The following is a 17,704-nucleotide window of genomic DNA, read 5'->3' on the forward strand; positions in this document are numbered from 1 at the left end:
AAGGGCAGAAGGACAAATTGAGCCATTAAGGCTTTCGATAATCGCCCGGCATAGGCACAATTCGCCTCCATTTTTCAGAGGGGTCAGCTTGCTGATTCCTGTCTGCTTACTTTTGAACGGGCACGCAGATGATCAAAACGCCGTACTACCTCATCGACAAACAGAAACTGCTGGTCAATCTGGAGAAGATCGCCTACGTGCGCGAGAACTCCGGAGCCAAGGCGCTGCTGGCGCTGAAGTGCTTTGCCACCTGGTCGGTATTCGACCTGATGCAGCAATACATGGACGGCACTACGTCCTCGTCACTGTATGAACTCAAACTTGGCCGCCAGAAGTTTGTCGGTGAGACCCACGCCTACAGCGTGGCCTGGGCAGATGATGAAATTGAAGAAATGGTCGAGAACTGCGACAAGATCATCTTCAACTCCATCGGCCAGTTGGAGCGTTTTGCTGACAAGACCGAAGGCAAGATTCGTGGTCTGCGTGTTAACCCGCAGGTGAGCAGCTCCGACTACCTGCTGGCTGACCCGGCCCGCCCGTTCAGCCGTCTGGGCGAGTGGGACCCGGCGAAGATTGAAGCAGTGATGGATAAGATCACCGGCTTCATGTTCCACAACAACTGTGAGAACAGCAGCTTTGAGCTGTTCGACAAGATGCTCACCACCATTGAAGAACGCTTCGGCCACCTGCTGGCCCGTGTTGATTGGGTGAGCCTTGGCGGTGGCATTCACTTTACCGGTGAGGGCTATCCGATTGATCAGTTCTGCGCGCGCCTGAAAGCCTTCTCCGAGCGCTTTGGTGTGCAGGTCTATCTGGAGCCGGGCGAAGCCGCGATCACCCTCAGCTCGTCGCTGGAAGTGACTGTGCTCGATACCCTGTACAACGGTAAGAATCTGGCCGTAGTCGACAGCTCTATCGAAGCGCACATGCTCGATCTTCTGATCTACCGCCTCAACGCCAAGATGGAACCGTGCAACGGCGAGCACACCTACATGGTGTGTGGTAAGTCGTGTCTGGCCGGGGACATCTTCGGTGAGTACCAATTTGATCGTCCGCTGGCCATCGGCGATCGACTGTCGTTTATCGACGCAGCAGGCTACACCATGGTCAAGAAAAACTGGTTCAACGGACTAAAAATGCCAGCCATTGCAGTGCGTCAACTCGACGGGAATGTCGAGCTGGTGCGGGAATTTGGCTTCGACGACTACCTGTCCAGCTTGTCCTGAGCTGGCGGATAAGGAGAGATAGAGAAATTGAAGAAGAACGTTCTTATCATTGGTGCAGGAGGTGTCGCCAAGGTGGTGGCCCACAAGTGTGCGCAACACAACGACGAACTTGGTCGTATCAGTATTGCGTCGCGCAACATCTCCAAATGCCAGGCCATCATCGACAGCGTGCAAGCTAAAGGCAGCCTTAAGCAGCCTGCAGAAATCAAGGCATACGCCCTCAACGCGCTGGATATCGAAGCGACCAAAGCTTTGATCCGTGAAACTGAATCGCAGATCGTGATTAACGTCGGTTCAGCCTTCCTGAATATGTCCGTACTGCGTGCTTGCCTGGATACCGGCGCTGCGTACCTGGACACCGCCATCCATGAAGAACCGGGCAAGATTTGTGAAACGCCGCCATGGTATGGCAACTACGAGTGGAAACACCTGGAAGAGTGTAAGGACAAAGGCGTGACTGCCATTCTTGGCGTCGGCTTTGATCCGGGCGTGGTGAATGCCTATGCCGCACTGGCCCAGCAGAAGTATTTCGACAGCATCGAGTCGATCGACATCCTCGACGTTAACGCCGGCAGCCACGGCAAATACTTCGCCACCAACTTCGACCCGGAAATCAACTTCCGCGAATTTACCGGCCAAGTCTGGAGCTGGCAGAACAGCCAGTGGACCAGCAACAAAATGTTTGAAGTCAAGCGCACCGACGATTTGCCGGTGGTCGGCCAACAGAATTTGTACCTGACAGGGCATGACGAAGTGCACTCCCTGTCGAAACACCTGAACGTACCGAATGTGCGTTTCTGGATGAGCTTTGGTGAGCACTACATCAACGTGTTCACTGTGCTGAAAAATCTGGGCCTGCTCTCTGAGCAGCCAGTTAGAACTGCCGAAGGCCTGGAAGTAGTGCCGCTGAAAGTGGTTAAGGCCGTACTGCCTGATCCGGCTTCGCTGGCACCGGGTTATACCGGCAAAACCTGCATCGGTGATGTGGTCAAAGGCACTAAAGATGGCCAACCGACTGAGCTGTTCATCTACAACGTGGCGGACCACGAAGAGGCCTACGCTGAAACCGACAGCCAGGGCATCTCCTACACCGCAGGTGTACCTCCTGTCGCGGCTGCGCTGCTGGTCGCCCGTGGTGACTGGGATGTGGCACACATGGCCAACGTTGAGCAACTGCCTGCTGAGCCGTTCCTCAAACTGCTGGACGTGATGGGACTGCCAACCCGGATCAAGGACGCCAACGGCGACCGTCCGTGGGATCAAGCTGTCTGATCGGTCGGCGTCATGCGTTCGCGTGACGCTACATGATCCACAACGCCCGCCACTTCGGCGGGCGTTGTCGTTTATGCAGTAGAGGGTATGGCTAGGTGGATGGACGATGCCGTCCATTAAACCCTTTGGCACACATGTCGTCGTTTTATTCACAGTCTGTGGCCGGGCTTGAAGCCGTTGGTGGATAAACCGCTTTGCGGTCTTAGGCCAACCACATGAGTGCATCAATACGACGGTTATCTCTGTTCAGCGCTTCCCGCACGGCGCAAATAACGCGACAATCGCCGACTCATTTACCGTATCGGGCCTTGTTTGCCTTATGAATCGAAACCACTGCCTCAACAAGGTGAGTCCGGTTTGATCAGCGAATTACGCCGCCGCGCCTACCTCAGTGCCATGCAGGTCGCCAGTTGGCTGCCGCGCGTGGAACTGCCGTTTGCTGCGCCGTCCCGCCCAGAACTGCTGCAGCCGATGCCTGAGCCGGAAGCGCCGGCTGTTAATGAGCCGGTTGCCGCTACGGCTAGGCCGTCTGCTGGTGCTACCAACGACAGCCCGGCAAACGGCGAAAACCCGCAAGGGCGCGCGTCGGTTATCGCTGAAGTGCGGGCTAAGATTGAACCGCCCAAGCCCGCTGCAGCGTTGCGCGAAGTGGCTGCTGAACAGCCTGAAGAATCGCCAGCCAAACCAGAGCGCGTCGTACCTGTTCCGCCGCCGCGCTTCGCCCTGCAACTGATGCGTGTCGGCACCTGTGCCGTGTTGGTCGAGTTGCCTACTGGCGAGCCGCTGCAAGGGCGTGATCCTGCCTTCCTGCTGCTTAAGGACATGCTCCGCGCTGCCGGATTACAAGACACTCCGAAGCCCATCGGCGAGCCAGTCCGCTGGCCATTACTGGCGCGTGGTCAGCTGGATCAGGGGCCGCAAGCTGCATTGGACTACGTGCAGACCTTCGTCACGGCGCGACTTGAAGAGCAAGAGCCTTGCATCTGCCTGTGGCTGGTTGGTCTGCCTGCGATGCGCTTCTGTGGCGATGTAAATGAAGACCACTACAACCGCGAGTTGCAGATCGAAGGCCTGGGCGCTGCCTGGGCGTTACCCGGTCTGGAACTGCTGATGGAAGAACCTGAGCGTAAACGCGAGCTGTGGCACGCCATGCAGCGAGTGCGCCAGCGTTGGATGAGCCAAACCGAATGAGTGATGCAATCAGTTTCCGCCCCATGACCGAGGCGGATCTAGACGCTGTACTGAAGATTGAATACGCCGCTTTCAGCCACCCCTGGACGAGGGGCATCTTCACCGACAGCCTCAGCTCATACAGCTGCTGGGTGATGTTTGAAGGCAGCCAGCAAGTGGGGCACGGCGTGATTCAAGTGATCATGGATGAAGCCCATCTGCTCAACATCACGGTTAAAGTCGAAAGCCAGGGTCGCGGCCTTGGCTACAAATTGCTTGAACACCTGATGAGCCAGGCCAAAGCCCAAGGTGCTAAAGACTGCTTTCTGGAAGTGCGCGACAGCAACCAGACCGCCTACCGTCTGTATGAGCGTTACGGCTTTAATGAAGTCGGCCGTCGCCGCGGTTATTACCCGGCAGTCGGTGGCCGTGAAGATGCCTTGGTGATGGTCTGCCCGTTGTTTGACTGACACTGCGCAGCAACATGCGCTGGCGGAAATTTTCTTGTCAAAGCCCGGCGCTGTTTTTATCGTGCCCAGCCAAAAAAGGAGCCGGATATGAGCGATCTGCAACATCTGTTCGACAACAACGCACGCTGGGCTGAATCGATCAAAGAAGAAGATCCCGAGTTCTTTACCAAGCTGGCCCAACAGCAAGTGCCGGAATATTTGTGGATCGGCTGTTCCGATGCCCGGGTGCCAGCCAATGAAATCGTTGGCCTGCTGCCAGGGGATCTGTTTGTACACCGCAACGTTGCCAACGTAGTGCTGCACACTGATCTGAACTGCTTGTCAGTGATCCAGTACGCCGTCGATGCGCTTAAGGTCAAACACATCCTCGTCACCGGCCATTACGGCTGTGGCGGCGTGCGCGCTTCCATGCAGAACAACCAGCTTGGCCTGATCGATGGCTGGCTGCGCAGCATCCGTGATCTGGCTTACGAGCACCGTGAACACCTGGCCACGTTTGAGACGGAAGAGGAGCGTGTCGACCGCCTTTGCGAGCTCAACGTTATCCAGCAGGTGGCGAATGTCAGCCACACCAGCATTGTGCAAAACGCCTGGCACCGAGGTCAGGACTTATCGGTGCATGGCTGTATCTACGGCATCAAGGATGGCCGCTGGAAAAACCTCAATGTAACCGTCTCAGGGATCGAGCAGTTGCCCCCGCAATACCGCTTACTGCCGTAATAAAAAATCGAGACTTACATGAATCATTCGCGCTCGCTGGCGCTGGCGGGCCTGCTGGTCGCCATCTTGTGTTGGGCAGGTAATGCTCTGTTGGCCCGGGCTTTTATGGACGATATTCCGCCGCTGGCGCTGGCTTTTTGGCGGTGGAACCTTGCCTTGCTGATCTTGCTACCTGTGGTCGCAGTGCCGTTGTGGCAGCACCGTCATCAGGTAAGGGCTGCCGGTTGGCGATTGCTCGTCGTGGCTGCATTGGGGATCACCGGTTACAACTCATTTTTGTACACGGCGGCGCACACCACCGAAGCCCTCAATATCACCTTGGTTAACACCTGCATCCCATTGATGACGGTGGTTGCAGCAGGTCTCATCCTTAAAGAGTGGCCCACTCGGCTAGCCTGGCTGGGGATGCTGATTGCTGTACTGGGGCTGCTGATTCTGATCAGCCGCGGCGAGATGAACCGCCTGTTGGCGCTGCGATTTGCCAAGGGCGATTTGATCATGTTGATTGCGGTGGCTGACTGGGCATTGTATTCGGTGTTGTTGCGGTGTTGGTCGAGTCATCTCTATGCGATTCCGCCGTTGGCACTGTTAGGGGTGATGATCTTGCTTGGCGTGGTGCTGCTCGCACCAATTTACCTCTATGAATACAGCCAAGGGGCACGGTTTGTTGTCACTCCCGCCAACCTTGGTGCAGTAGCCTATGCGGCGGTGTTTGCCTCACTGGTGGCTTACCTGTGTTGGAATCATGGCGTGAAGATCATCGGTGCGGGCAAAGCTGCGCTGACCAGTTACTTAATGCCTGTATTCACCGCGATATTGGCTTGGTTGCTGTTGGATGAAGGCCTTAAAAGCTACCACTTGATGGGGGGCGCGCTGATCTTTAGTGGGCTGATGCTGGCTGCGCGCCAGAAGACTGTAAAGTCGTAATCCGTGCAGCTGGGCCTACGCCCAGTTGCACCTGCATTACCCAGATACTGATGGCACGCTGAAAGCTCTTCACGCATTCGCCTATAACAACGACAAAGGGTATTTGATGAAAACGTTACTGATTTTGCTGGTGCTGGGAGGATTGGCTTGGCAGTTCTATTTCAAGCCACCAAAAAGCCCGGTGATCACCAATATCAATGTCGACGGCTCGCAGATGAACCAGCCGCTCATACAGACATCCACCTCATTTTTCAGTGATGCGAGTGCAAAGCTCCGCTCGGGCGTGCAGCGACTCACGGCTTCCTCGCAGCCCACTAGCGAGGCTGCTAGCCGTTATCGCTGTGATGGGCGTAAGCACTGTTCACAGATGCACTCCTGCGAAGAGGCGACTTTCTTTTTGCGTAACTGTCCTAGCGTACAAATGGATGGCGATCACGATGGCGTCCCTTGTGAAAGCCAGTGGTGCTGATCGTCAGAGCGCGTGACAGAAGTGCCTCTAGTACCTAAAGGCACTTCTGCAAAGGCGTGATTAACGCATCAGAACCCCGGCTGTGCGATGCACTCGCCGACCAGTACCACCTCCCCCCATTTAGGATCAATCTCGGTGTCGGAGTACGGCAGCGGCATCACCGCAAAGGTGTCGCTCATCTCCTGCTGACCCAGCACCATGCCGGTGACTTTCCAGATTTCAGCCTGAATCGGCAGGTGGTTCATATTCGGGTTGAGGATCAGCGCCACCAGCCCACCACGTTTGATCTGCCCCTGACGCACGCGCTCAGCCTTATGCACGCGGTAGTTAACTGAGAGATCTTCCGCGTTCGGGTCCAGGCCCCACTGGCGGGTCCAGCCAGCGGCAAACTCGGCAACATCGGGCTGCACCAGAATGTCTTCTGCTTCGACACCGCTGGCCAGATGCATAAAGTCAAAGTGCGTCCAGTTCACCTGTTGGCTGGAGGGTGGGGTGACTTTCCAGTTGCCGTAGTGCGCAATCTTCTTCACTGAGTTGAAAAACGGCGTGTCGATTTCACGCAGCCAAGGGTTATAGCCACGGCTCTCAGAGTCGGCGCGGGGCGTGTAGGTGAGCATCAACATTTTTTCACTGAACATTCGTTTTCTTCCTTATAGCTATGCGAATGCTGGGGAGTGGGAAGCAATGCTTCGCGCGTGGCGGTTTGGCTCAAGTGCAGAGCCAAGCGCGCAAAATACCTAGAGCAAGACCTAGGCCAGACCAGGGTGGTTTTCTAAGTGACTGAAATAGTTTGGATTTTATAAATGCGGCTAGCCCGGCGCTTTTCAGAAAACAACGCGGGTTTGCAATGTGAAAGTCGCAGCGTGTGAATGCGCGACCAAGGTGACAGCGCAAATCTGCTAAAACGACTGCGCTGTAGATTGGAGAGAATTAAGTGAGCAAACCATCCAACTGGCAAAACAACTAGCGTATTAAGGCAGATTAAAAGACAGCCCGCTCGACATAACCTGCACGGCAATAAACCAGCCAATAACGCTCAGCAGCCCCAGTGCGCAGTAACCAACCACGATGCCCAAGGCTATCTGCTTCCACAGACCTGCATATTGCTTGGTCTCTTGCTTATAGCGGAAAGGCCGGTCCCGCTCAGCCCTGATTTCTTCAAAGTCGTCTTTCATCAAAACTGTCCTGATGTGTTGCGGCTTACACCACGAATCGGGCGAGAGAATAGGCCTGCGGTAAAGCGCTATCAAGGGCAGGGATGCGATTTATAGGTGGTTGGAGAGGTTGCGTAGGTAAAGGATTAGGTGGGGGGGAGGCGCTTGTTATAAGTCCTAGATTGAGAGTGGGGACTAAGAGGGCGCTATGCATTTTTCGAGACAAACAAAAAAGGGCTTAGCTTTCGCTAAACCCTTGTTTTGTGTACGCAGTCATTTGAGCTCGATCTATAACCCACTGTTTTAACAGTCTTTACGCTTATCAAATTTCAGCAGGCGTACACGCTGGCATTCAAGCTGCCGGATGCTGGGGTTGTGCCTGAGGCTTTTGAAGGGGGTGGTTACTGAGCGTTTTTAGCGGCATTTACCAGCGTTAAAAAACGACAAACGGTTTATGCCGAAGCTCAGTTTCAAGGCTGTGGGCCTGAGGCGGTCAGTCCATCCGTGCGTAGAACTCAGCGCATATCTTGCCGTCTCGGAGCAGGGCGTAGCCTTCAACAATGCCATAGCGTTTGTCGTAGTCCAGCCCCTCGTCCTGCCTGGCGTCAATTCGGAATGCCCAGAGCTGGTCGTCTTCCTGCAACTGTTGGCAGAAACGCAGCCAGGCATCGTGCAGATGTCCGAAGGGGGCGGCAGGTACGGCGTTGAAAGGGTCTCTGTAAGTCTCCAGCTGCTCGATGCTTTCCTTTGTGAATTGCCGGGTCAGGCTGGCGGGTGTTGCGACCCACTCACGGTATTCAGGTGCGGGCGGGCGGCGGCTGAACACGCCTTCGTAAACCAATATGGAAAACATCAGAGGCCAAAGCATCAGCACGGCTAAAAAACAAGCGGTATTTTCCCACCTGCTCATGGCGTTGACGCTGGGCTCCCGCTTGATCAGCCGTGTATGGCAGTACGCACCACACATCAGCAGCAGACCGGTGAGCACATAAGCACCCAGCCAATACCAGAAAGTGCTCATGCCCCAGCTCCTTTGCGGTTATCAATGCTGTGCTGGCTGCGCACCACGCCGCGCTCTATGTTGAACACCAGTGTTTCGGCATAGCGGCTGGCGAAGCCGGCGTGCACATACTCCATTAGCTCACCTGCGGGGCAGTGCAGCTCACCGCTGAACCAGTGCGCAAATACCCGCTCCGGGTAGCCGGGAAAGAAGTCGTTGAGGGTCGCCTTTGTGCCGTCCTCATACGTGGCATTGATCGCCATCAGATACAGGTGATCCTGCTCAATCCTCCAGTGAGCGGTATAGCGTCGCCAACACCAGGTGCCCATATCAGCAAAGCGGCGTGCGTTGCCGGCCGCACCGGTTTGCCCTGAGCCATTCATGACCCAGAAGCCGCCTAACGGCAGACTGGTCAGCGCCAGCGTGGTGCCTGCATATTCAAGGCTGTCAGTCAGTTGAGCCGTCATTCGCAACTCCTTTTATCCATCAGGCATTCAAATCACATCAACCGCTGTTAGTGCAAACCTACTGCCGGCATAGTAGTAAGTGTTCATCGCCTTTGCAGCTTTGGTCCCGTGCCCAGCCCAACTGTTGTGGCTCAGAGTGGGCATTTGTAGTTCGTCAGTCTGTAAGAGATTAGCTTTGCGTATTGTGTATACTGCAATCAATGATTTCACTGATTGCTTTGGAGGATTTATGGCGAGCATCACTATTCGGAATCTCGATGATGATCTTAAAGCTCAACTGCGCATTGCAGCTGCCAACCATGGCCGCTCCATGGAAGAAGAGGTGCGTGTGATTTTGCGTAGCGTTTTGACTAAGCCGAACCAAGAGGGTGGTTTGGGCAGTCGTATCAATGCACGTTTTGCTGCATTGGGCGGTGTTGATCTGGAAATTCCAGCACGTACGGCTAAGGCCCGGGCCGCGAGTTTTGACGAATGATTTTATTGGATACAAACGTCCTTTCTGAACTGATGCGGGCAAAGCCTGAATCTGCGGTGCTCGATTGGATCAATGCCCAGCCTGTGAGTGAGTTGTTTATCAGTTCGATCAGTGTTGCTGAGGTGCTGTATGGAATCGCCCGGATGCCTGAAGGCAAGCGTAAACAGGGCTTTTTCAATATGGCTAAGTTGATGTTCGATCAGGACTTTGCCGGACGGATCGTTTCATTCGATGCGGATGCGGCGGTTTATTACGCGAGCTTGGCAGCAGACAGTGAGGCGAAAGGAAAGGTGGTCGGAATGGCTGACGGACAAATAGCGGCGATTGCTGCTTTGCATGATGCGCGAGTTTGTACGCGCAATGTCCGTCACTTCGACTATTTAGGTGTCCAGGTGATGAACCCCTGGAACACATAAGGCCCGGTAGACAGGCTGTAGTCACTTTGTAGTCACCGGGACAAATAAAAAAGGGCTTACCTTTCGGTAAACCCTTGTTTTATTTGGTGGCTACGCAGGGACTTGAACCCCGGACCCCAGCATTATGAATGCTATGCTCTAACCAACTGAGCTACGTAGCCGAGTGGCGCGCATTTTCCTTATCTGGAGGGGGGCTGTCAACACTCTTTTGCGATTTTTTTTACGGCTAATCAAATGCTTAGCAAATCAGGTGGTTGGAAGAGGCTATAAGCCAGCCTTCAGGAACATCTGTTACCGATGAAGGATTCCATCCGGGCCCGGACGTAAGACTGTGCTGTGGCCCTTTATTAAATTGGCTCCAAACAATTATGGAGCCATCACTATGCTAGCCCCTGCTGTCAGCCTCTGGATGGATCAGACCGAGCACCTGCGTGTGAGCCGTGAGTCTGTGCGTGCGCCACTGGATGTGGATGTCGCCATCATCGGTGCCGGTTACACCGGCCTGTGGACGGCCTGGTATCTCAAACAGCATGCCCCTGAGTTGAATATTGCGATTTTTGAGGCGCAGCATGTTGGCTATGGCGCATCGGGGCGTAATGGCGGTTGGTTGCTGGGGCGGATTCTCGGTGAAGAGAAGATGCTTGCAGGCTGGCCGGAGCCTGAGCGCGGTGCCTTGATGGCGGAGTTGAAGGGCATTCCGGACAGCGTGGAGCAGGTGCTGGTGCAGGAGGGCATCGACTGTGGCTACCGCAAGGGCGGTGTATTGACCTGTGCCGCGCGTTACCCCGAGCAGCAGCAATGGCTGTTGGATGAACTGAAAGCCCTTTATGCCCATGGCCACAGCGAAGAAGATTACCGCCTGCTCAGCGCCCATGAGTTGAGCCAGCAGTTGCGTATGCATCAGGCATACGGCGCGATTTATTCCCCGCATTGCGCGACGATTCACCCAGCTCAGCTGGCGCTTGGCCTCGCAACGAGTCTGGAGCGCAAGGGGGTGCGTATTTATGAAGACAGCCGGGTTCAGGCGTGGCGTAAGGGCGTACTGACGGTTGCCGGACATCCGGTTTGCGCTCAGTGGGTCGTGCCGTGCGTGGAGGGCTATGCGACTGAGACTAAGGCGCTGCGTGACTATCAACTGACGGTGCAAAGTTTGCAGATCGCCACCGAGCCGCTAAGTGTTTCGCAGTGGGATGAAATCGGCCTGCACAACGGTCAGGCTGCCCATGAGAGTAGTCGGCAGGTTACCTACTTTCACCGCACCCGTGATGACCGGCTGGTGTTTGGGGCGCGGGGCAGTTATCGCTTTGGCGGCAAGTTGCGGGAGCAGTTCCGTCTAACAGAGGACGAAGTAAAGCTGCGCCGTGATCTGATGTTGGACTTGTTCCCGCAACTGGCGAAAACCCCGATCAGTCATGGTTGGGGTGGCAACTTGGGAATGACCCGGCACTTCAGGCCTTACATGCTGTGTGACGAAGCTGGCGGTGTGGCTTGTGCCGGTGGTTATGGCGGCGAGGGCGTTGGGGCTAGCTATCTGGCCGGGCGTACGCTGGCTGATTTGATCCTCAAGCGCGATACGCTGCTCAGCCGTGCACCGTGGGTTGTACGTAACCAGAGCCTGCGCAAAGCGTTGCGGCGTTGGGAGCCTGAACCGTTGCGCTGGCTCGGGTACAGCGCGGTGATTGCGGCGTTTAGCTATGAGGATGCCGTGTTGGCTAATCCGCGCAGTTCGGCGTTGCGGCGTAAGCTGAGCAGCAAGGCAGCGGCTGGTATCAGCCGGTTGATGTCACCGGAGTTCAAGGTGGGATGAGGCTCAGTTGCCGCGTTTGCTGCTGATTTTGCTGAGGCGGCCGCCCTCGAATTTGAGGAAGTAGTACATACCGTTGCGGGGGCCGTAGGTCCACTCTTCGACTTTGACTTCATTTCGAAAGCCATACTCGTCGCCGACTTCTTTGAAGCCAATAAAGTCCTGGCTGACCGGCTCGCCGCATTGGTTGAAGACTTTAGCGCTGGAGTCGCCAAGGCTGACCAAGCCGCTCTCACAGCGCAGGGTAGAGGAGGCGTGGGCTGCCAGTGGCAGGCATAAGGCAAGAGGCAGGAGCAGGGCTTTCATCTGGGGCGTCCTTGGCGGTTAGCGGCTGCGCTTGCGCTCGATTTTGCGCAGCTGTGAGCCTTCAAAAGTGAGGATGGTGAGCATGCCGTTGTCCGGACCATAGACCCATTCTTCAATCGGTGATTCACGGCGTTCGTATTGGCCCAGCGTAAATCCGACCAGATCACGATAGGCGGGTTCGCCGCATTTTTGTTCGACCTCAAAGCGACGGTCACCCACGCTGATTAAAGCGCTGCCGCAGCGCAGGGTGTCGGCTTGTACCGGTGCTGCACTGGCACAAGCCAGCAGCACCAGAAGGCTGGATTTACTCACTGTCCAAGTGCAGCGAAGTGGAAACACTGCCATCGCTGTTGGCCTCGGTTTGGCTGGACTCAATGATCAGCAGGCGGGTGTCCGGCAAGCCGCCGCGCTCGACCAGGTAATCCTTGATTGCGGAGGATCGGGCCACGCCCAGCTGCCGTAGCAGGGTCTGGTTTTGGGCCCAGGACTGAATCACGGCATCGCGCATTTTGCTGATACGTTCTTCATCCGGCAGCTCCTTCCACTCTGCAGGCGGCTGTTGCTTCAGGCGGGTTCGGTAGATGCCTTCGATCAGCACTTCCTTGTCATCTTCATCGACCACCAGTTCGCTGGCATCCGCCGGGACTTTATCGCCGCGGCGCTGAAGGATCTTGTACCAGTTGTTCTGGTACTCACGCTCAAGGCGAGCGGCAGCGACCAGCGGGCCATCGCTGCTGGCGGAGCTTTTACCTTCAATCTCAAGACGCAGCGCCGGGCGCTCTTTAAGGGCGCTGGCCAGGGTGTCCAGGGACTTCTGCGCGGAACCGTTCAGTTCATCGCTGCCTGCAGCAAAGGTAACGCTGCCGAGGTCGACATCATTGCCTCCAGCGACCAAGCCGCCAATGAACTTGAATGGCGCTTGAGCGGCGCGCAGCACCAAGTTACGCAGGGTCTGCCAGACAATCGGCATGACGCTGAACTCAGGGTTGTTGAGGTCGCCTGTGACCGGCAGGGAGATTTCGATATTGCCTTTGGTGTCTTTAAGCAGGGCCACGGCCAGGCGGATCGGCAGGTCCATGGCGTCCTTACTTTCGATTTTGTCGCCGAGCTGGAGGTTTTCCAGCAGCAGTTTGTTCTCGGCGTTCAGTTTGCCTTGCTCGATCTGGTAGTGCAGGTCCAGATTTAAACGGCCCTTGCGGATGCTCAGTCCGGCGAATTTGCCCGAGTAGGGCGTCAGGTTAGCTAGTTCGACGTTTTTGAAGCTGGTGGCGATATCCAGGCTGTTCATCGGATCAAACGGTGTCAGTTTGCCTTTGATGGTCACTGGCGCGTACTTGTCGACCTTACCTTTGATATCCACCGCCGCCGCTTTCGGGCTTTGGTTATCCAGCGTGCCGATCTGTCCGTTCATCTGGCCGATGGCGGTGGCGAAGTTAGGTTGCAGGCTGAAGTCGGCGAAGTTGGCCGAACCGTCCTGAATGCTGATGCCACCAATGCGGATCGGCATGGGCTTCTCTGCGGCGGCCTTGCTGTTGGTGGGGGCCTGAGCAGTACCGGAGCCTTTTTGCTCAATCACCAGTTCGCTGATGTTGGTGCTCATGTCTTCATTGATGATGAAGCGCACATAGGGCTGTTGCAGTTTGATCTGGTTGATCGCCAAGCCTTTGCCGTGCTGATAGTTAATGCCATCCACCTGCACTTGGCGCCACTTCAGCAGGTCGCGGTCTTTGATGGTGTCGAGGGTGTGCAGTTGATTGATCTGCGCCTGGCCGTCGACGCTGAAGGCTAGCGGTTCGGTGCTTTGTAGGTTGGCGTTGAGGTCACTGCTGAGCATGCCGCTGCGCAGCTCCAAGCGCACAAACGGGCTGATATAGGACTGGGCAACGCGCAGGTCGATGTCGCGGGTGCTGACTTTTAGCTTGGCTGTGGTGGGTGTGAGTTGTACCTGGCCTTCGGCCTTGAGTGTGCCGCTCTTGTTTACGCCGGTGTCTATTTTGAGGTCGAAAGGCGAGGTGCCGAGGCTGTCGAAGTCGGTGATGTCGATGTTCAGCGGGGCCAGATCGACAGTGGTTTTGGCTCCGTCAGCACGATCCGCCAGGTGCACGTTGTAGTCGCGCATCTGCACGTCACGCAGGATGACTTGCCAAGGTTTGGCTGGCTCGTTAGCGGCTGGCTCTGTCGCGGCTTGGGCGGCTGCAGGTTCTGCGTTGTCTGCAGTTTCTGTGGTGGCTGGCGCTGCTGCTTGGGCGGTGCTTGGCTCGGTTATAGCGGCCGCTTTGGGCTCTGCTTTGGCGGGTTGGCTGGCGAACAGTTTCTGCCAGTCGAGCTGGCCGTCGGCTTCGCGGGCTGCCCAGGTTTCCAGCTTGTTGCTGCGGATTTTGCCGACTACCACCTGCTGTTTGGCGAGGTCGACGCTGGTTTCGCTGACCTCAAGGCTTTGCACGCGTATCAGCGGTTTGTCCGCCGGGGTCTTGATCGCCAGTGAGGTAACGGCGACCTGAGCGTTGTTGAGCAGCAGCTCAGTGCCTTTGGACAGGTCCACGGTGTAGTCGCTGCTGAGGTTTACCGAGCCGTCTTCCAGTACCAATGGCACGGCGTCGCGCACATATGGCCACACCGCCTTAAGTTTGCCGTCGGTGATTTTCAGACTGCCGCTGGATTTGAACGGGATCAGGCTCAGGGTGCCGGTCCAGTCGATACGCCCGCCGTAAGGGCCGAGCGCCACCAGGTTCATTTCGGCGTTGTCGTCAGGCAGGGTGCTGAGGTTGAACAGTTCGAAGCTCAGGTCGTCGTATAGGAACTCAATCGGCTCGCTTGGACGTAGATCTTGAAAGTGCACATTGCCGGTCGTGAGCTTGATGCGCTCGATCAGCATAGGGAATGGTTCGCTCGGCTCTGCTGGTTCCGGGGCATTGCTGGGCGGAATATTGAATAGCTGGGCGAGGTTGAGGTTGCCCTCTTTATCGAACAGCACCTCGGTTTTCGGGCTGTCCAGTTCGACGTTGGCCAGATGCAGGTAGCGCTTCCAGGCACTGTCGAGTTGCAGGTCGGCGTACAGACGTTCAAAGCCGACTTGTTGTTTGTCAGCCTCGCCAATATTCAGCCCCCAGACGCTCAGCTCAAGGGTGAAAGGATTGAGTTGGATGCGTTGCAGTGAGGCTGGCACTGCTGCGTAGTTCGCAAGCTGCTGATTGGCTACACGCAAAGCAATACCGGGCAGAATCAGAAACCCCAGCAGGCTGTATAAACCCACTGCGATGGCAAGGGCGCTAGCTGCGCGTTTCAATCCTTTTGGCATAAGACGTCGTCACTCCTGTACTAAACCTGCACGGAGTATGGCACGACCTTTGTGTGATGTGATGCACCAATTTGGTCGTGTATTCGGAGCAGATGTATTCAGAATTTCAGAACCAGGGTTTTCAGTGGCGGTTGTTCGTCTTGAGACGGGAAGTCCTTAGCTGGCGTGATTATCTGGCAGTCGCGCACCGGCCGGCCGAGTTTTTCCGCACAGCGCAGGACTTGCGTGCGCCAGTCATCCATCACCACTTTGGCCAGGTTGTTACAGCAGATCAGGGTGCCATCATCGGCTGTGGCCAGAATCGCTGGTTTGAGCAGGCTTTGGTAATCGCGCAGCAGGTCAACCGTGCCAAATGCGCTCTTGGCCCAGGCGGGCGGATCGAGGAACACTAGGTCGAACTGGCGCGCTTCCAGTCGCGGGTAATGCGGCAGTTTTTGTCCGCGTCTCGCGTTAATCGGCAGCCCGGCGAGTTGGCGAATCGCTGGGAAATAATCGGACTGGATGAACTGCATGACAGGTAACTCTGGATTGAGCTGGCCGTTCTCGCGGCCGACGGCCAGATTACCTTCGGCGAAGTCCAGATTGACCACTTCCCGCGCTCCACCTGCAGCTGCACTCAGGCCAACACCGCAGGTATAGGCGAACAGGTTGAGTACGCTTTTACCTGCACTGTGCTGTTTTACCCAGCCGCGCGCGTTACGCAGGTCGAGGAAAAGCAGCGGGTCTTGCCCTGCATGACGGCCGCGCACCCGGTAGTTAAGGCCCCATTCGTGGCCAATCATGTCTTCCAGAGCGGCGGCTTCCGGTTGATAGATGCTGTCTGTACGGTCGATGCGGGAGTTGCTTCGGGAGCGGTCGTTGTAGACCAGTTGCAGCGGCTGTTCGAGGTGTTGACGGACTTCGTCCGCAATCAGTGCAAGATCGTCACTGGAGATGCTGGTGTGAAAACTCTGCACCATCAGCTGCGGGCCGTAACGGTCGACGGTCAGGCCGCTGGCACCTTCCTGGCTGCCGTGGAACAGGCGGTAGCAGTCTGTGCCTTGTGCGTGCAGTTCGCCCAGCAGGTTGTCACGGTTACGCAGGGCGGCGCGCAGCGCCTGATTCAAGGAAGACATGCGAAGCGCCTTGGAATGCAAAAGGAGAAGCGGGCAAGTTTATCAGAGTCGTTTCGCGCTGGTCGGCTGAGTCGGGCCGATTGGGATTGGCCAGATTTGCGGCTGATGCCGAGGCCTGAGTCAAAAGCGGGAATAAAAATGCCGGCACTAAGGCCGGCATTTTCATTGCGCGGAGGTATTAGCGCTCAATAGCCAGCGCTACGCCCTGACCGCCACCGATGCACAGGGTTGCGAGGCCTTTCTTGGCGTCACGTTTGATCATCTCGTGCAGCAGGGTGACCAGCACGCGGCAGCCCGAGCCGCCAATCGGGTGGCCCAGTGCAATGGCGCCGCCGTTGACGTTGACTTTGCTGCTATCCCAGTTCAGCTCTTTGCCCACAGCCAGAGCCTGGGCTGCGAAGGCTTCGTTGGCTTCGATCAGGTCCAGATCAGCCAACTGCCAACCCGCTTTGCTCAGGCAGCGCTGGGTTGCGCCAACTGGGCCGATGCCCATGATTGCCGGGTCTACACCTGCGTTGGCGTAGCTGGCGATTTTTGCCAGAACCGGAAGGCCCAGTTCGGCAGCCTTGCTGGCGCTCATCAGCAGAACAGCAGCCGCGCCGTCGTTAAGGCTGGAGGCGTTACCGGCGGTCACGGTGCCGTCTTTCTTGAAGGCTGGTTTGAGTTTGGCCAGGGACTCGGCCGTGGTACCGGCACGTGGCTGCTCGTCAGTGGCGAAGGCGATTGGGTCACCTTTGCGCTGCGGGATCATGATCGGGGTGATTTCGTCAGCAAAGCGTCCTGCCTCAATGGCGGCGACAGCTTTCTGTTGGGAGGCGGCGGCGAAGGCGTCTTGCTCTTCACGGCTGATGTTGTATTTGTCCACCAGATTCTCGGCGGTGATGCCCATGTGGTAGTCGTTGAAGGCATCCCACAGGCCGTCGGTGATCATGGTATCGATCACTTTGCTGTGGCCCATGCGCAGACCGGTACGGGCACCTGGCATGACGTACGGGGACAGGCTCATGTTCTCCATGCCGCCAGCGATGATCACCTCGGCATCACCACAGCGGATGGCTTGAGCAGCCAAATGCAGGGCTTTCAGGCCGGAGCCGCAGACTTTGTTCAAGGTCAGGGCCGGCACCGCGTGAGGCAGGCCAGCGAGGATTGCGGCCTGACGAGCCGGGTTTTGCCCGGAACCTGCGGTCAGCACCTGGCCGAGGATCACTTCGTCGACCTGAGCTCCGTCCAGTTTTGTTTGTTCCAGCAGGCGGCGGATCACGGCAGCGCCCAGCTCCGGAGCCGGGATATTCGCCAGAGAACCTTGGAAGCTACCAATGGCAGTACGGGTGGCAGCAACGATAACAACGTCTTGCATAACGCGATCCTTACAGTGATAAGCGCCGCCAGGCGCGAAAGAGGGCTATGTTGGCATA

At 56.6% G+C, this 17,704-nt stretch carries 19 protein-coding genes and 1 tRNA gene; 10 read left to right on the forward strand and 10 right to left on the reverse strand.

Features of this window, described 5'->3' with window-relative positions; translation table 11 throughout:
• Positions 1–128 precede the first annotated feature (128 nt).
• The 7 genes from AO726_RS10375 (at position 129) to AO726_RS10405 (ending at position 6,254) form a co-directional block, all read left to right on the forward strand.
• Positions 129–1,226 (forward strand): carboxynorspermidine decarboxylase, encoded by a 1,098-nt coding sequence (locus tag AO726_RS10375; protein WP_058068022.1) that lies wholly within the window; start codon positions 129–131, stop codon positions 1,224–1,226.
• A gap of 27 nt (positions 1,227–1,253) precedes the next feature.
• Complete coding sequence (locus AO726_RS10380) at positions 1,254–2,498, forward strand: saccharopine dehydrogenase family protein (RefSeq protein ID WP_058068023.1); 1,245 nt, start codon at positions 1,254–1,256, stop codon at positions 2,496–2,498.
• A gap of 357 nt (positions 2,499–2,855) precedes the next feature.
• Positions 2,856–3,689, forward strand: a complete 834-nt coding sequence (locus AO726_RS10385; protein WP_058068024.1) for a hypothetical protein — start codon at positions 2,856–2,858, stop codon at positions 3,687–3,689.
• Complete coding sequence (rimI, locus tag AO726_RS10390; RefSeq protein WP_058068025.1) at positions 3,686–4,138, forward strand: ribosomal protein S18-alanine N-acetyltransferase; 453 nt, start codon at positions 3,686–3,688, stop codon at positions 4,136–4,138. The genes AO726_RS10385 and rimI overlap by 4 nt, the downstream gene beginning before the upstream one ends.
• Positions 4,139–4,225: 87 nt before the next feature.
• Positions 4,226–4,858, forward strand: a complete 633-nt coding sequence (gene can / locus AO726_RS10395) for a carbonate dehydratase (protein ID WP_058068026.1) — start codon at positions 4,226–4,228, stop codon at positions 4,856–4,858.
• 18 nt (positions 4,859–4,876) lie between these two features.
• Positions 4,877–5,785, forward strand: a complete 909-nt coding sequence (locus AO726_RS10400) for a DMT family transporter (RefSeq protein ID WP_058068027.1) — start codon at positions 4,877–4,879, stop codon at positions 5,783–5,785.
• A 106-nt stretch (positions 5,786–5,891) separates the two neighbouring features.
• Positions 5,892–6,254 carry an excalibur calcium-binding domain-containing protein gene (locus AO726_RS10405; protein ID WP_058068797.1) on the forward strand — a complete coding sequence of 121 codons (363 nt, stop codon included), beginning with the start codon at positions 5,892–5,894 and terminating at the stop codon, positions 6,252–6,254.
• Positions 6,255–6,322: 68 nt separating this feature from the next.
• Here the strand turns inward: AO726_RS10405 and AO726_RS10410 are convergent, their stop codons facing one another.
• The 4 genes from AO726_RS10410 to AO726_RS10425 all read right to left on the reverse strand — a co-directional run bounded on the left by AO726_RS10410 (position 6,323) and on the right by AO726_RS10425 (position 8,875).
• Positions 6,323–6,892 carry a hypothetical protein gene (locus AO726_RS10410; RefSeq protein ID WP_058068028.1) on the reverse strand — a complete coding sequence of 190 codons (570 nt, stop codon included), beginning with the start codon at positions 6,890–6,892 and terminating at the stop codon, positions 6,323–6,325.
• Between the two features lie 333 nt (positions 6,893–7,225).
• A complete protein-coding gene (locus tag AO726_RS10415; protein ID WP_058068029.1) occupies positions 7,226–7,429 on the reverse strand; it encodes a hypothetical protein in 204 nt (67 codons plus the stop codon).
• Between the two features lie 472 nt (positions 7,430–7,901).
• Entirely contained in the window at positions 7,902–8,429 is a 528-nt protein-coding gene (locus tag AO726_RS10420; RefSeq protein WP_058068030.1) for a hypothetical protein, read from the reverse strand.
• Positions 8,426–8,875, reverse strand: coding sequence for a hypothetical protein (locus AO726_RS10425; RefSeq protein WP_058068031.1), 450 nt, complete (start codon positions 8,873–8,875; stop codon positions 8,426–8,428). The genes AO726_RS10420 and AO726_RS10425 overlap by 4 nt, the downstream gene beginning before the upstream one ends.
• A gap of 229 nt (positions 8,876–9,104) precedes the next feature.
• Here AO726_RS10425 and AO726_RS10430 point away from each other — a divergent pair, with 229 nt between their 5' ends.
• Positions 9,105–9,350 (forward strand): FitA-like ribbon-helix-helix domain-containing protein, encoded by a 246-nt coding sequence (locus AO726_RS10430; protein WP_058068032.1) that lies wholly within the window; start codon positions 9,105–9,107, stop codon positions 9,348–9,350.
• Complete coding sequence (locus AO726_RS10435) at positions 9,347–9,766, forward strand: type II toxin-antitoxin system VapC family toxin (protein WP_058068033.1); 420 nt, start codon at positions 9,347–9,349, stop codon at positions 9,764–9,766. Before AO726_RS10430 ends, AO726_RS10435 begins: the two co-directional genes overlap by 4 nt.
• 84 nt (positions 9,767–9,850) lie before the next feature.
• On the opposite strand, the gene AO726_RS10440 is transcribed toward AO726_RS10435, so the two are convergent.
• Positions 9,851–9,927 (reverse strand) — tRNA-Met (locus AO726_RS10440).
• A gap of 221 nt (positions 9,928–10,148) precedes the next feature.
• On the opposite strand from AO726_RS10440, the gene AO726_RS10445 reads away from it, so the two are divergent.
• Positions 10,149–11,573 carry an NAD(P)/FAD-dependent oxidoreductase gene (locus AO726_RS10445; RefSeq protein WP_058068034.1) on the forward strand — a complete coding sequence of 475 codons (1,425 nt, stop codon included), beginning with the start codon at positions 10,149–10,151 and terminating at the stop codon, positions 11,571–11,573.
• A 3-nt stretch (positions 11,574–11,576) separates the two neighbouring features.
• Here the strand turns inward: AO726_RS10445 and AO726_RS10450 are convergent, their stop codons facing one another.
• The 5 genes from AO726_RS10450 to AO726_RS10470 form a co-directional block, all read right to left on the reverse strand.
• Positions 11,577–11,876 (reverse strand): DUF2845 domain-containing protein, encoded by a 300-nt coding sequence (locus AO726_RS10450; RefSeq protein WP_058068035.1) that lies wholly within the window; start codon positions 11,874–11,876, stop codon positions 11,577–11,579.
• Between the two features lie 18 nt (positions 11,877–11,894).
• Positions 11,895–12,188, reverse strand: coding sequence for a DUF2845 domain-containing protein (locus AO726_RS10455; protein WP_446737424.1), 294 nt, complete (start codon positions 12,186–12,188; stop codon positions 11,895–11,897).
• Positions 12,181–15,174 carry a DUF748 domain-containing protein gene (locus AO726_RS10460; protein WP_058068037.1) on the reverse strand — a complete coding sequence of 998 codons (2,994 nt, stop codon included), beginning with the start codon at positions 15,172–15,174 and terminating at the stop codon, positions 12,181–12,183. Before AO726_RS10460 ends, AO726_RS10455 begins: the two co-directional genes overlap by 8 nt.
• A 98-nt stretch (positions 15,175–15,272) precedes the next feature.
• Complete coding sequence (locus AO726_RS10465; RefSeq protein WP_058068038.1) at positions 15,273–16,289, reverse strand: class I SAM-dependent rRNA methyltransferase; 1,017 nt, start codon at positions 16,287–16,289, stop codon at positions 15,273–15,275.
• Positions 16,290–16,467: 178 nt separating this feature from the next.
• Positions 16,468–17,646 carry an acetyl-CoA C-acetyltransferase gene (locus AO726_RS10470; protein ID WP_058068039.1) on the reverse strand — a complete coding sequence of 393 codons (1,179 nt, stop codon included), beginning with the start codon at positions 17,644–17,646 and terminating at the stop codon, positions 16,468–16,470.
• Positions 17,647–17,704: the final 58 nt, after the last annotated feature.

It is taken from the genome of Pseudomonas sp. TTU2014-080ASC (assembly GCF_001446935.1).
Classification (GTDB): domain Bacteria; phylum Pseudomonadota; class Gammaproteobacteria; order Pseudomonadales; family Pseudomonadaceae; genus Aquipseudomonas.

Excerpts from the sequence above, each read along its gene's own strand:
- AO726_RS10375 (WP_058068022.1), top strand. The coding sequence starts at position 129 with ATGATCAAAACGCCGTACTACCTCATCGACAAACAGAAACTGCTGGTC.
- rimI (WP_058068025.1), top strand. The coding sequence starts at position 3,686 with ATGAGTGATGCAATCAGTTTCCGCCCCATGACCGAGGCGGATCTAGAC.
- can (WP_058068026.1), top strand. The coding sequence starts at position 4,226 with ATGAGCGATCTGCAACATCTGTTCGACAACAACGCACGCTGGGCTGAA.
- AO726_RS10400 (WP_058068027.1), top strand. The coding sequence starts at position 4,877 with ATGAATCATTCGCGCTCGCTGGCGCTGGCGGGCCTGCTGGTCGCCATC.
- AO726_RS10405 (WP_058068797.1), top strand. The coding sequence starts at position 5,892 with ATGAAAACGTTACTGATTTTGCTGGTGCTGGGAGGATTGGCTTGGCAG.
- AO726_RS10410 (WP_058068028.1), bottom strand. The coding sequence starts at position 6,892 with ATGTTCAGTGAAAAAATGTTGATGCTCACCTACACGCCCCGCGCCGAC.
- AO726_RS10415 (WP_058068029.1), bottom strand. The coding sequence starts at position 7,429 with ATGAAAGACGACTTTGAAGAAATCAGGGCTGAGCGGGACCGGCCTTTC.
- AO726_RS10420 (WP_058068030.1), bottom strand. The coding sequence starts at position 8,429 with ATGAGCACTTTCTGGTATTGGCTGGGTGCTTATGTGCTCACCGGTCTG.
- AO726_RS10425 (WP_058068031.1), bottom strand. The coding sequence starts at position 8,875 with ATGACGGCTCAACTGACTGACAGCCTTGAATATGCAGGCACCACGCTG.
- AO726_RS10430 (WP_058068032.1), top strand. The coding sequence starts at position 9,105 with ATGGCGAGCATCACTATTCGGAATCTCGATGATGATCTTAAAGCTCAA.
- AO726_RS10435 (WP_058068033.1), top strand. The coding sequence starts at position 9,347 with ATGATTTTATTGGATACAAACGTCCTTTCTGAACTGATGCGGGCAAAG.
- AO726_RS10445 (WP_058068034.1), top strand. The coding sequence starts at position 10,149 with ATGCTAGCCCCTGCTGTCAGCCTCTGGATGGATCAGACCGAGCACCTG.
- AO726_RS10450 (WP_058068035.1), bottom strand. The coding sequence starts at position 11,876 with ATGAAAGCCCTGCTCCTGCCTCTTGCCTTATGCCTGCCACTGGCAGCC.
- AO726_RS10460 (WP_058068037.1), bottom strand. The coding sequence starts at position 15,174 with ATGCCAAAAGGATTGAAACGCGCAGCTAGCGCCCTTGCCATCGCAGTG.
- AO726_RS10465 (WP_058068038.1), bottom strand. The coding sequence starts at position 16,289 with ATGTCTTCCTTGAATCAGGCGCTGCGCGCCGCCCTGCGTAACCGTGAC.
- AO726_RS10470 (WP_058068039.1), bottom strand. The coding sequence starts at position 17,646 with ATGCAAGACGTTGTTATCGTTGCTGCCACCCGTACTGCCATTGGTAGC.